10 protein-coding genes are annotated in these 13,747 nt (G+C 63.3%); 9 read left to right on the top strand and 1 reads right to left on the bottom strand.

Annotated elements, in window-relative coordinates:
- The first annotated feature begins 102 nt into the window (after window positions 1–102).
- Together BM297_RS18925 and BM297_RS18920 are read left to right on the top strand one after the other, a co-directional pair.
- The gene (locus BM297_RS18925) at window positions 103–2,145 is read left to right on the top strand and encodes an acyltransferase family protein (protein ID WP_092434636.1); all 2,043 of its coding nucleotides are present in this window, start codon (window positions 103–105) and stop codon (window positions 2,143–2,145) included.
- Between the two features lie 117 nt (window positions 2,146–2,262).
- Complete coding sequence (locus BM297_RS18920; protein WP_092434633.1) at window positions 2,263–3,210, top strand: GNAT family N-acetyltransferase; 948 nt, start codon at window positions 2,263–2,265, stop codon at window positions 3,208–3,210.
- 51 nt (window positions 3,211–3,261) lie between these two features.
- Here BM297_RS18920 and BM297_RS18915 read toward each other — a convergent pair whose 3' ends face one another.
- Window positions 3,262–5,316 carry a polysaccharide biosynthesis protein gene (locus BM297_RS18915; RefSeq protein WP_092434630.1) on the bottom strand — a complete coding sequence of 685 codons (2,055 nt, stop codon included), beginning with the start codon at window positions 5,314–5,316 and terminating at the stop codon, window positions 3,262–3,264.
- Between the two features lie 234 nt (window positions 5,317–5,550).
- Here BM297_RS18915 and rfaH point away from each other — a divergent pair, with 234 nt between their 5' ends.
- The 7 genes from rfaH (at window position 5,551) to BM297_RS18880 (ending at window position 13,590) form a co-directional block, all read left to right on the top strand.
- Window positions 5,551–6,078, top strand: a complete 528-nt coding sequence (rfaH, locus tag BM297_RS18910; protein WP_092434628.1) for a transcription/translation regulatory transformer protein RfaH — start codon at window positions 5,551–5,553, stop codon at window positions 6,076–6,078.
- A 253-nt stretch (window positions 6,079–6,331) separates the two neighbouring features.
- A complete protein-coding gene (locus tag BM297_RS18905; protein ID WP_092434625.1) occupies window positions 6,332–7,789 on the top strand; it encodes an MBL fold metallo-hydrolase in 1,458 nt (485 codons plus the stop codon).
- A gap of 149 nt (window positions 7,790–7,938) precedes the next feature.
- Window positions 7,939–8,469 (top strand): hypothetical protein, encoded by a 531-nt coding sequence (locus tag BM297_RS18900; protein ID WP_092434622.1) that lies wholly within the window; start codon window positions 7,939–7,941, stop codon window positions 8,467–8,469.
- A gap of 95 nt (window positions 8,470–8,564) precedes the next feature.
- Window positions 8,565–9,725, top strand: coding sequence for an outer membrane beta-barrel protein (locus tag BM297_RS18895; protein ID WP_092434619.1), 1,161 nt, complete (start codon window positions 8,565–8,567; stop codon window positions 9,723–9,725).
- 74 nt (window positions 9,726–9,799) lie between these two features.
- Complete coding sequence (locus BM297_RS18890) at window positions 9,800–10,339, top strand: polysaccharide biosynthesis/export family protein (protein ID WP_092434616.1); 540 nt, start codon at window positions 9,800–9,802, stop codon at window positions 10,337–10,339.
- Between the two features lie 126 nt (window positions 10,340–10,465).
- A complete protein-coding gene (locus tag BM297_RS18885; protein ID WP_092434613.1) occupies window positions 10,466–12,703 on the top strand; it encodes a GumC family protein in 2,238 nt (745 codons plus the stop codon).
- 161 nt (window positions 12,704–12,864) lie between these two features.
- Window positions 12,865–13,590 (top strand): tyrosine-protein phosphatase, encoded by a 726-nt coding sequence (locus BM297_RS18880; RefSeq protein ID WP_092434610.1) that lies wholly within the window; start codon window positions 12,865–12,867, stop codon window positions 13,588–13,590.
- The last annotated feature ends 157 nt before the right edge of the window (window positions 13,591–13,747 follow it).

Raw genomic sequence — 13,747 nt, 5'->3', positions numbered from 1 at the left:
GAACGCCAAAATGGCGGCGGCGGATTCACCTGGCAATCCTGACCCCGCGCCGCTTGCTCTGATCACCAGTGTTTTTCGTCACCCCCGCATATAGGCATCAAAATGGTCTCAGCACCTTGGATAAACCCACAAGATACCTATAGAGATGACATACAGGGTGTTCGCGCCATCGGCGCAATCCTGATCGCCCTGTATCACATCTGGATCCACAAGGTATCTGGGGGCGTGGACGTGTTCTTCGTCATGTCGGGCTTCCTGATGACGGGCGTACTGATCCGCCAGCTCGAAAGCACGAACAGGATTCAACCGTTCGTGTTCTGGGGCAACCTGGTGAAACGGATCGCCCCCTCGGCCTGCACCGTATTGCTCGCCACCCTGTTCCTAGGCTACTTCTTCGTACCGGAACCACTGTGGAGCCAGTTCATCAAGGAGGTCACCTTCAGCGCCCTGCAGATCGAAAACATCGGCCTGATGCGCAACTCGGTGGACTACCTGGCGCGGGAGCTGCCCCCCAGCCCCGTGCAGCAGTTCTGGGCCCTGTCCATCCAGGTGCAGTTCTACGTCTTCCTGCCGCTGATCCTGGCCCTGGTCCTCGGCCTGTCGAAAAGGCCCAACTCGACTCTCCCCTTCATCACGGCCATCGCCGTGGTCATCGCGGCATCCTTCCTGTACTCGGTGGTGGAAACCACCAGCAACCCGGTGAGCGCCTATTTCAACCCCGGCGCACGGGCATGGGAGTTCTTTGCCGGAGTACTTCTGGCCTTTCTGCTCCCGTACCTGCAGCTCAACGCCGCCCTGCGCAACGCCCTGGGCCTGATCGGAATATCCGCCCTGCTGCTGTGCGGCATTCTGGTGAGCGAGTCCATGAAGTTCCCGGGATACATCGCCATCATCCCGGTAACCGCCGCTGTCCTGCTGATCATCTCCGGCGCGGGAAGCTCGCAGACGCCAGCCAAGCGGCTGCTGTCCCACCCCTGGCTGAAAGCCCTAGGCAAAGTTTCCTTTGGTATCTACCTCTGGCACTGGCCGCTGCTGGCGTTCACCATCGAATACACCGGCAACAGCCACCTGAGCCTGCCGCTGGGTTTGGCAATCATCCTGCTTGCCGTCGTGCTGGCCATGGCGACGAACCGCTACATCGAGGAGCCGATCCGCAAAAAGAAGTACCAAGCCGGCAAGGCATGGGCTCCCTACCTGATCGGCGGTGCCTTCCTGACTCCCGTGCTCGCCACTGCGGCCACCTGGAGCTATTACATCCAGAGCACCATCGCCAGCCAAAGCCACTACAACCTGCAGCAGGCGATAATCAACGACGTCAGCCGCCCCGACGAACGGCAGGATGCCAGCCATATCCCGCATGACGAGCTGGTCACCGTGAAGGAGCTGCTGCCCGATGCCTACACCGATGGCTGCCACCAGGACATCACCTCGCCGGAGGTGAGGATCTGCACCTATGGCGACCGGCACTCCCAAGCCTCGGTCGCCCTGGTCGGCGGCTCGCACGCGGCGCAGTGGCTACCCGCGCTGGACACCATCGGCAAGCAAGGTCGGCTGAAGATCCTCAACATCACCAAAAGCTCCTGCCCGCTCGGCGCCCTGCCCGACTCGGATCCCTCGTGCATGGAGTGGAACAGACAGTTGGTCGAAGAGTTGAGCCTGCTCAAGCCACTGGCCGTGATCACCAACTCGACGAGGGCGACCCTGGCCGAATCGCCGGAGCATGTCCCCCCGTCATACGTGCAACAGTGGAAAAAGCTGGAAAGCCTGGGCATCAAGGTGATCGCCATCCGCGACAACCCCGCGTTCGACTTCGATGCCGCCACCTGCGTAGCCCGACATCCGGAGGATGCGCTGGCCTGCGCCAAGCCGCGCGAGCAGTCGCTGTCGAGCATCGACCCCTCCATTGCCCACTTGCGCACGCTCAGCAACCTGAACCTCATCGACATGTCGGAGTTCTTCTGCACGCAGAGGACCTGCATGACCGTCACCAACGACCACCTGATGTACAGGGACGCCGAGCACCTGAACGTGCTCTATGTGCTTTCCCTCACCAACGAACTGCACGAGAAGCTGGCAAGGACATCCCCCGACATCTTCCCACCCACCCTGATCGTCCCCCGACGGCCAACCCAGAGCAGAAACTGAAAGGATTCACGAAACCGCCCCCGAGCGACGCGTGGGCAGTCAACGCGCGCCGCACGCTCGAGGGCAGGGATACCTCCGATCCTTTCAAGCCCCTCGCAGGGTCTTTGGGACTGAGTCGTGAACAACAAAGATGCCTATCGCCGCCTATGCGAAAGCGAAAAATCCATCCCGATTTTCAGCCAACCATGGTGGCTTGACGCTACCGCCGGCGAGCAGCACTGGGACGTGATCACCGTGGCAAAAAACGGCAGGATCATGGCGACCCTGCCCTACTACACCGAGAGGCGCCTGGGCCTGATCCTGCTCACCCAACCCGCTCTCACCCAGACGCTGGGCCCTTGGCTGCGGCCCGACGATGCCAGGGAGGTTTCCCAACAGCAGGACCTGATGCAGACCCTGGTCGAGCGCCTGCCACGTTTCCATCACTACGCACAGAACTGGCACTACAGCCAGAGCATCTGTCTGCCCCTGTACTGGCAGGGCTTCAGGCAAACCACCCGCTACACCTACATCCTTCCCGAGCTGAGCGACCCACAGGCACTGTGGAGCGATCTGCAGGAGAACATCAGGCGCGAGATACGCAAGGCCAGCAATCGCTTCAAGGTCCGCATCCGCGACGATCTCGGCGTCAGCGAGTTCCTTGCCCTCAGCCGTCTCACCTTTGCCCGCCAGGGCATGTCTGCGCCCAACTCCGACCCCCTTGTAGAACGACTCGACAGCGCGTGTCGGGCACGCAACGCTCGCAAGATATTCATTGCCGAAGACGACTTGGGCCGCCGTCATGCGGGTGTCTATCTGATATGGGATGAAAACAGTGCCTACTACCTGATGGGAGGCGGTGACCCAGAACTGCGCAACAGCGGCGCCACCAGCCTGTGCATGTGGGAAGCCATACGCTTCTCTACAACCGTCACCCGGCGTTTCGACTTCGAAGGCTCGATGCTGGAACCGGTAGAGCATTTCTTCCGGGCATTCGGAGCAATACAACAGCCCTATTCTTGCGTCACCAGGACTCCTTCGAGGCTGCTCAGGACCGTCCTGTTCCTCAGGCACTTCAACGATTGAACGCCGATGCGGCCCGTACACGGGCCGCATCGGCGTCAGCCCCGCGCGCCACTACGCACCTCTGCCTCCCGAGACCATCACCTCATCATTGCGCACAGCTTGCGCTGCGGACTCGGCAACATCCACCTGGCAGTGCAGCCAGTCGACGTTGGCATCCGGCGTATAGCCACTGACGATCCGGCACAGCAACTGGCGCACATGCGGGTAATCATCCACGCGGATCGCCTGGACCATCTCGACCATCAGCGCCTTGAGTTCCTCCCACGGCATGCAGGCCTCGTTGGCGCGCATGATCATCGTGTGTTCGGTCGGCAACACGTTGTCACCGATCAGCAACTCCTCGTACAACTTCTCCCCCGGGCGCAGGCCGGTGAACTCGATGTCGATGTCGCCATCCGGGTTCGCCGCCGAGCGCACCGTCAAACCGGAGAGATGCACCATCTTCTCCGCCAACTGAGCAATCTTCACCGGCTCGCCCATATCCAGCACGAACACATCGCCGCTTTCGCCCATGGAGCCCGCCTGGATCACCAGCTGCGCAGCTTCTGGAATGGTCATGAAGTAGCGGGTCATTTCCGGGTGCGTCACGGTGATCGGCCCGCCGCGCTTGATCTGCTCGCGAAACAGTGGAATCACCGAGCCGGACGAGCCCAGCACGTTGCCGAAGCGCACCATGATGAACCGGGTGTGATTGGGCTGCGCCGGCAGGTCCGGCTCGCCGTACAACGTCACCGACGTTTCGTGGGCCAAGCCCTGCAGCACCAGCTCGGCCATGCGCTTGGTGCTGCCCATCACATTGGTCGGACGCACCGCCTTGTCGGTGGAAATCAGCACGAAGTTGCGCACCCCGGCACGCAGGGCCGACTGGGCGGCATACAGCGTCCCCAGAGTGTTGTTGAGCACGCCCTCGGCCACATTGTGCTCGACCATCGGCACATGCTTGTAGGCCGCCGCATGGTAGACGGTGTCCACCTTCCAGCTTTGCATCACCTCGAGCATGCGCACCGGATAGCGCACCGAACCGAGGGTCGCCACCAGCTGCACCGGCAGGTTCGCCTGACGGATGCGCTGCTCCAGCTCGAGCTGGATGCTGTACAGGTTGAACTCCGAATGATCGAAGAGGATCAGCACCGAGGGTTCGCCATCAAGGATCTGTCGGCACAGCTCGGCACCGATCGAACCGCCAGCGCCGGTCACCATCACCACCTGAGCACGGATACAGCGCGCCAGCAGCTCGGGCTTGGGCGCCACCGGATCGCGGCCGAGCAGATCGGCGATGTCGACGTCCTTCAGATCCTCGACCTTGACCCGGCCGCTGGCCAGATCGGCGATATCCGGCATCGAGCGCACCGCCAGGGGATAAGACTGGAGCATGTTCAGAATCTCGCGGCGACGCGCACGGGAGACCGAAGGAATGGCCAGGAGCACCTCCTCGATCCCGGTTTCCTTCTGGATGCGTTCGATCAGGCTCGGCGGATACACCGGCAGGCCGGCGATCACCCGATGGGCCAGCTGCGGATCATCATCGATGAAGGCCACCGGGCGGCGGCTACGGCCCATGCTCAACGCATGGGCCAACTGATTGCCGGCCAGACCCGCCCCATAGATCGCCACCTTCGGCAAACCGGCTTGGCGCCGGTACGCCTGATCGCGCAGGTTGTACCAGTCCCCCGTGAAGTACTGGCGCATGGCGATGCGCAAGCCACCGATCAGCAGCAGACTCAGCAACCAGTAATTGAAGATGACCGCGGGCGGAATCACCCTGACCGTGTCGCCACGCAGGAAGACCAGCAAGCCCAGCAGCAACGCGGAAAAGGTCACCGCCTTGGCGATCGTCAACAGCGCAGCGTTGCCGAGGCGACGCATCACCGCACGGTACATCCCCAGGCGAATGAGCAATGGCAAAGCCACCGCCGGCGCGGCCAGGAACAACCAGGCATGGCTGGTGAACGGTTGAATCAGGTTCGCGTCATCGAGGCGCACATAGAAGGCCAGCCACAACGCCAGCCATATCAGCGGCACATCCGCCGCAACTTGCAACAAGCGCTTCCTGGCAGGGGATAGCGTCAACAGACGCTGACGTAGCGAACTCCGATTCCCGCTCATGAAAACCACCTTTACCCATTCCGAGGAGAAGCCTCCAAGGGAACGGTAGCCCACGATGAGTCATTTTGCCGCCATTCCAGAAAAGTCCAGATCGATAGAGAATCAGATTCGTCAAAATACTGCCAATGCATGCATCAAGTGGCGCAATCCCTGAAAATCATGCAGATTGAGCCAAGCCGCGCCTGTCAGAGCGCAGCTATCCCCCGAAAGGCAAAGGCAAGGACGAAAGATCGCATGAGCAGCAGACTCACGCCGGAACAGCCCCAGCATCGACAACCGCATGCCTGGTATCTGGTCCAGTGCAAACCGCGCCAAGACGAGCGTGCCGAGGAAAACCTGCTCCGCCAGGGCTACACCTGCTACCGCCCGCGGCACAGCCGCGAACGCCTGCTGCGCGGGCAAAAGCAGCTGGTCGAGGAGTCCCTGTTCCCCGGTTACCTGTTCATCCAGCTCAGCCAGCAGGACAACTGGGCCCCGCTGCGCTCCACCCGTGGCGTCAGCCGGGTAGTCGGCTTCGGCAACCAGCCGCTGGCCGTCAGCCCGGAGCTGATCGAATGCCTGCAGCAACGCTGCAGCGCTCCCGCCCCCAGCCCACTGCTCGAGTCTGGCGACAAGGTACGCCTCAACAACGGCCCCTTCGCCGAACTGGAGGCCATATTCCTGTCGATGGATGGTAACGAGCGGGTGGTATTGCTGATGAACATCCTGCACCGCGAACAGAAAGTCCGTGTGCCGCTGTCAAGCATTCAGAAGGCGGAATAAAGGGAAAAATGCTTACAGACAAAAGGTTGTGACAGCCGGCACAATAATAGAGTTTTCGAATATAGACCCAAGGACCGGGCGCACCAGCAAACCCCACCTTACAAATCTGCCCTCAGCCCTGTGCCCGCCCGGCGCGCATAGGGCTGGGCGCTGTACGCGAAATACACGTTCTCAGGATCCGACGGAAAATCCTGGGGCGGTAGCGTGCCTGAAAACCTGCGGCACCACTGGACACTGTTAACGGATTGACACCATGGCCTACCCGCAAATCCTGCATCACGGCGCCGCCCACGGCGTTACCGGCTCCTGCCACCAGTTGTTGATGGATAAACAGCATAGCCTGCTGATCGACTGTGGATTGTTCCAGGGCGCGGAAACCTCGCCCGACGGCCTCAGCAATGCCAACCAGCTACAGGTCGACTTCGATACCAGCAATATCAGAGCGCTGATTGCCACCCACGTGCACGTCGACCACATCGGCCGTCTGCCGCAGCTGCTGGCTGCCGGCTTCAAAGGCCCGATCCTGTGCAGCGAACCCTCGGCCAAGCTGCTCCCGCTGGTACTGGAAGACGCCTTCCGCCTCGGTATCAGTCGCGACGCCAAACTGCTCGAGCGCTACCTCAAGCTCATCGAAACTCGCACCATCGCCCTGCCCTACAAGACCTGGTTCAGGATCGTCGACAATCCGCAGCTGCACGCGCGCATCCGCCTGCAGCGCGCCGGGCACATCCTCGGCTCGGCCTACGTCGAATGCGATCTGCACTATCGTCAGAGCGGTGAGAAAAAACGCATCGTCTTCTCCGGCGATCTGGGATCGCCCCATACTCCGCTACTGCCGGCCCCCAAATCGCCCTGGCAGGCCGACACCCTGATTCTGGAAAGCACCTACGGCGACCGCACCCACGAGTCTCGCGCCACCCGCCGCAAGCGTTTGCAGGGCGTGCTCGAAAAAGCCCTGGCCGATAACGGCACCGTGTTGATCCCGGCGTTCAGCATCGGCCGCACCCAGGAGCTGCTGTACGAACTGGAAGACATCACCCACAGGATGAAGTTCAAGGCCGACAGCGCACCTGCAGGAGCAGACACATCTGCGACCAGTGCCGCCCCCTGGCCCACCCTGCCGATCATCCTCGACTCACCGCTGGCCAGCCGCTTCACCGAGGTCTATCAGCAGCTGCAACCCTTCTGGGACAAGGAAGCGCTCAAGCGCGTCGGCCAGGGGCGCAACCCGCTCAAATTCACCAATCTGATCACCGTCGACAGCCACAGCGATCACCTGAGCACGGTTCGCCATCTGGCCCAGAGCGCCCGCCCGGCCATCGTCATCGCCGCCAGCGGCATGTGCAGCGGTGGGCGCATCGTCGACTACCTCAAGGCGATGCTCGGCGACCCGCGGCACAACGTGCTGTTTGTCGGCTACCAGGCCAAGGGCACGCCCGGCCAGATCATCCAGCAATACGGCCCCCGCGGCGGCTACGTCGACCTGGATGGCGAGCGTATCGACATGCGCGCCGGTATCGAGACCCTTGGCGGCTATTCGGCACACGCCGACCAGCGCGGCCTGGTCAACTTCGTGACCCGCATGCGCCACTGGCCCAGCGAAATTCGCTTGGTGCATGGCGAGGACGGAGCCAAGGCGCAACTGGCTCGTGCCTTGCATGAGCGCTACCGCCAGCATGAGCGGAGCCTGTCGGTCCATACCGGCCTGTAGAAAAACGCGGTGCAGCCGATACTCACCAGAAAGCCCCGCCTCGCTCATGTTGGCTGCCATCCAATCAGCCGCGCCGGGCAATGCTCAACACCACTCCCTTGCCAGATTCCCGGCAAGGTCAATTGCTGCAAATAACGAGGACGTTAAACATGCGCAAAACCCTTACTGCACTTTCCATCGCCCTGGCGCTGGCTTCCGGCCAGGTCATGGCCGACCAGAACACCGTCGGCGCACTGCGCTCCGCCGGCATCGCCCTGACCCCGGCACAGACCCAGGCTCTGGCCACCGCTGAGGGCGAAGCCCTGGTAGCGGCCATCGCCGCCGTGGTAGCCGCCAATCCGGAGCAGGCCGCTGCCATCGTCGCCGCCGCCGTGCAAGCCAACCCGGCACAAGCTGCCGCCATCACCGGCGCCGCCGTTGCCGCTGCCCCGGCACAAGCTGCCGCCATCACCAGCGCCGCCGTTGCCGCTGCCCCGGCACAAGCTGCCGCCATCACCAGCGCCGCCGTTGCCGCTGCTCCGGCCCAGGCCGCCGCCATCAACGCCGCCGCTGCTGCAGCCGCTTCCACCGCGTCGACCGGCAGTGCTGACGGCGGCGGCGCCGGCGGTACCACCACCACCAACAACGCCAGCACCCCGGGCGGCTCCGGCGGTGGCGGCGGCACTGCCAGCGGCAGCTGATCCACTGCGCAGATCAAAGGACACCGATGGCGGCCCAGCGTGGCCGCCATCCTGGTAACCACTCCCTGCCCGAGGCAGGAAAGGAAACGTTTTCAATGAGCAAGAAACTGCACATCAGCCTGCTGGCGATTGCCATCACCGCCGCCAGCAGCAGCGCACTGGCCGTGGAGGCCGCGAGCGTCAAACTGGCCGACGGCCTCGAGTTCACCCCGACCCTGAAGGTCAGCGAGAGCTACGACGACAACTTCCGCGAAGTGGAAAACAACGAAGAGTCGTCGTGGATCACCACCATCGCGCCGACCTTCACCCTCGGCGCCGAGGGCCGCAAGAGCGCCTACAAGCTGAGCTACAGCGCAGTCAGCGACACCTTCCACTCGAGCCAGAAAGACAACAACACCGACCATCACCTCACCGCTGATGCCGGCATGGAATTCAACGACCGCAACCGTCTGAAGCTGAACGCCGGCTATCACGACGTGGAAGAGACTGCCGGTCTCGACCAGAAAGTCGAGAACGACATGTTCAACACCAAGAACGTCGGTGGCGTGTACACCTTCGGCGCCCAGAGCGCCCGCGCGCAGATCGACCTCGGCGCCAACTACGAGGAGCTGCGCTACACCAACACCGGCCGCCTCAACGCCGACAAGGAGCGCGACACCACCGCGCTGAAGAGCACCTTCTACTACCGTGTCGCGCCGAAGACCAAGGTCCTGCTGGAAGGTCGCCACACCGACTACGACTACGTCAGCAACGATCGCCTGAACAGCACCAACATCGGCCTGCTCACCGGTGTGACCTGGGAAGCGACCGCCAAGACCACCGGCACCGCCAAGTTCGGTCGCGAGAAGAAGGACTTCGACGACTCCAGCATCAGTGAAAAATCCACTGGCATGTGGGAAGTCGGCGCCACCTGGGAACCGCGCACCTACTCGCGCTTCAGCCTGAACACCCGTCGCGGCTTCGACGAGGGCGACAGCGGCGCCTCGACCATCAAGACCCAGAGCACCACCCTGAGCTGGAACCATGACTGGGCCGAGCGCCTGAGCTCCAACGTCAGCTACACCCGCATGGACCAGGAATACCAGGACACCAATCGCGAAGACCAGATCGACACCTTCGGCATCGGCCTGACCTACGAAATGCGGCGCTGGCTGGACGTCGGCCTCGGCTACAAGTACTCCGAGAACGATTCCGACGCCGCCAACGAGAGCTACGAGCGCAACATCTACGCCCTCAGCTTCACCGCCAGCCTGTAACCCGCGCAACACAGACTTTGGGGGGGTGGCGCCCCCCGCTTCTGTAGCCGACTTCACAAGAGAAACCAAGCCACATGGTCATCCGTTACTTCTTCCGCCTGATCCTGGGCCTGCTCCTGCTCAACAGCAGCGCTGCGCTGGCTGAAAGCAATTCCACCTACAAACTGGCCTCCGGCGACGTCATCCGCATCAACGTCTTCGGTGAAAAGGACCTCAGCATCGAGGAAATCCGCCTCAACGATGCCGGCATCTTCTCCTACCCCTTCATCGGCGACGTCCGCGCCAAGGGCAAGACTGCCGCCGAAATCGAGCAGATCCTCACCGAAAGCCTGAAGGGCGACTACCTGGTCGACCCGCGCGTCTCGGTCAGCGTGCTCACCTACCGCGAATTCTTCATCAGCGGCGAAGTGAAAGAGCCCGGCGGCTACGCCTTCCAGCCCGGCCTGACCCTGCGCCGCGCCGTGGCCCTGGCCGGCGGCCTTACCGAGCGCGCCTCCACCGGTCGCATCACCATCATCCGCGACCAGGATCCGAACCGCACTCCCGAACAAGCCACCCTCGACACCGTCGTGATGCCCGGCGACACCATCACCATCGATCAGGGTTTCTTCTGATTCGCGTAGCCGTGCCGCCGAGAACAGCAGGTAAACATCCCGGCAGTCCCCCAGGTACTGTCCCGCATGTGACAAGCGAACGCTTTGCCGCCTACCCAGCCACCATTTCCCAGAGTTTCCCCAAGCATGGACAGTAACGCCCAGACCACCGAACGCAGCTGGATCGCCCAGCGTCTGGAAAGCGACGGCCCCGACCTGCTGCAGATGTGGCAGACCATCTGGCGGCGCAAATGGAGCATCCTCAGTCTGATGCTGGTCGTCATGATGGTGGCTGCCCTCGCCGCCTTCAGCCTCACGCCGATCTACCGCGCCGGCGCGACCCTGCTGATCGAGCAGAAGAAGGCCAACGTCGTCTCCATCGAGCAGGTCTACGGTCTGGAGGGCACCGGCAACGAATACCTGCAGACCCAGTTCGAACTGCTCAAGTCCCGCGCCCTCGCCGAGCGTGTGGTACGTCAGCTGAACCTGACCACCCACCCCGAATTCGACCCGCGCCAACAGCCCGAGCCGCTGATCGACATCGGCGGCCTGCTGGCCAGCTTCAACATCACCAAGGCCATCCCGGCCATCCTGCCGGACGACCTCGAAGAAGACGTCGACCCGACCGAAGCGAAGATCTTCGATGAAGTCACCAAAGCCTTCATGGAGCGCGTCAGCATCGCGCCGCTGGGCAAGAGCCAGCTGGTCAAGGTCCAGGTCGACATGGCCGACCCGCGCATGGCCACCAAGGCCGCCAACGCCATGGCCAACGGCTTCATCGAAGCCCAGCTGGAAGCGACCATGGAAATGTCCATGACCGCCACCAACTGGATGAACAGCCGCCTCGGCGAACTGCGCACCAAGCTCAAGGACGCCGAAGACCGCCTGCAGGCGTTCCGCGAGAAGGAAAACCTGGTCGACGTCGACGGTGTCGCCACCATCAGCGCCGCCGAACTGTCGCTGACCGGCGACCGCATGATCGACGCCCGCCGCCAGCGCGCCGAAGCCCAAAGCCAGTACCAGCAGGTACAGTCCATGCGCGGCGGCGGCTGGGAAAAGCTCGCCACCATCCCGGCCGTGCTCGGCCACCCGCTGATTCAGCAGTTCAAGGCCGACGAAGCCAAGGCCCGCGCCAAGGTCGACGAACTGTCCAAGCGCTACGGCGCCCGCCACCCGGCCATGGAAGCCGCCCGCTCCGACCTCAGCGCCGCCTCCGGCAGTCTGCGCGGCCAGGTCGAACAGATCGTCGCCGGCATCGAGCGCAACTACCAGCTGGCCGTCGCCAACGAGAACTCCCTGCAGGCCTCGTTCAACGCCAACAAGTCGCAGATCCAGGACATCTCGCGCAAGGAGTTCAAGCTGCGTGAACTGCAGCGCGAAGTGGACGGCAACCGCGCCCTGTACGACACCTTCATGACCCGCCTGAAGGAAACCGCCGCCACCTCCGACCTGGAAAGCGCCAACGCCCGCGTGGTCGACCAGGCCGTGCTGCCCACTGCGCCGATCAAGCCGAAGAAGAGCCTGATCATCGCCCTGGCCGGCATTCTCGCCCTGATGGCCGGCGTCGGCATCACCCTGCTGCTGGAGATGCTCAACAACACCTTCAAGGGCACCGAAGAGATCGAGAACAAGCTCAACCTGCCGGTGCTCGGCATCCTGCCGCTGATCAAGAACAAGCAGCGCGAGCAGGTCGCCCACCTGTTCACCAGCAACGAGGACCGCAGCTTCAGCGAGTCGATCCGCACCATCCGCACCGGCGTGGTGCTGTCGGGCATGGACGATCCGCACAAGATCCTGGTGGTCACCTCTTCCATCCCCGGCGAAGGCAAGAGCACCGTGGCGGCCAACCTCGCCTGCGCCCTCGGCCAGATGGAAAAGGTCCTGCTGATCGACGCCGACATGCGCCGCCCGACCATGGCCAAGAACTTCGGCTTCGCGGTCGGCACCCCCGGCCTGGCCAACCTGATCGCCGGCACCGCCAAGCTCGAAGAGTGCGTCAAGCACATCGAAGGCATCGACATGCTCAGCGCCGGCGCCGTACCGCCGAACCCGCTGGAACTGCTGTCCTCGGCGCGCTTCGAGAAGGTCGTCGAGTTCCTGCGCAGCAAGTACGACCGCATCGTCATCGACTCGCCGCCGACCCAGGCAGTCAGCGACGCCCTGGTCCTCGGCACCCTGGCCAATGCGCTGATCTACGTGGTCAAGTCCGAAGCCACGCCGATCCCGCTGGTGCAGAAAGGCATCGGCCAACTGCTGCAGAACAACGCCCCGGTCACCGGCATCGTGCTCAACCAGGTCGACATCAAGAAGGCCCAGAAACAGGGCTACAGCTACGGCGGCTACTACGACTACTACGGCTACAGCAGCGACGCCCAGAAAGCCTGACCGCCCTTGCAGGAGGCGCCCTCACACTTATGGGCGCCCCACCGCGCCCTGTAGGAGGCGCGACCTCGCGGCGATGCGGGCCAAAGGCCCGCCCAAAGCCCAAACGAATCGCCCCGAGGTCGGGCCTCCCACAAAATACAGAATCAGAACCACACCACCCAATGATCGACCTGCACAACCACCTGCTCCCCGGCATCGACGACGGCGCACCCGACCTGGAAACCGCCCTGCACCTGGCCCGCATCGCCGTGCAGGACGGCATCACCCACCTGGTCTGCACCCCGCACATCCACCCCGGCCGCTACGACAACGACCGCACCAGCATCCACACCGCCCACCAGCAGTTCGTCCGCGGCCTCGACCAGGCCGGCATCCAACTGCGGGTCAGCTGGGCCGCCGAAGTGCGCTTCGGCATGGAACTGATGGTCAGCCAGGCCGAAGGCAACCTGCCCTTCCTCGGCCGCTGGCAGGACAAGAAGGTCTTGCTGCTCGAGTTCCCCCACAGCGAGATCCCCTTCGGCGCCGAACGCCTTACCGGCTGGCTGCTAGCGCGCAACATCATCCCGATGATCGCCCACCCCGAACGCAACAAGGGCATCATGCGCACGCCGAACAAGCTCAAGCCCTTCATCGAACAGGGTTGCCTGCTGCAAGTCACCGCCGGCTCCGTCGCCGGCCACTTCGGCGAGACCGCCCAGGACCTCGCCCACAGCCTGCTCGAACAGGGCCTGGTCACCATCCTCGCCAGCGACGCCCACAACGCGCAACACCGCCCGCCCCGCCTGACCGAAGGCATGGAACACGCCGCCCGCATCGTCGGAGATAGCCAGGCTGAACGCCTGGTCAAGGACACGCCCTGGCAAATCGCCCAAAGCCACTTCGCCTGACCGGAACAACACTACGCCCTGTAGGAGCCGCGCCCTCGCGGCGATGGGGCCAACGGCTCGCCAAACAAACCAACCCCTTCGCCAAGCTCGGGCCCGCCACAAAACCAGACCACACCGCGCTCCCGTAGGAGGCGCGCCCTCGCGGCGATGCGGGCCA

The sequence above is a fragment of the Geopseudomonas sagittaria genome, from assembly GCF_900115715.1.
Classification (GTDB): Bacteria; Pseudomonadota; Gammaproteobacteria; order Pseudomonadales; family Pseudomonadaceae; genus Geopseudomonas; species Geopseudomonas sagittaria.
This window is presented reverse-complemented; position numbering and strand designations above follow the sequence as displayed.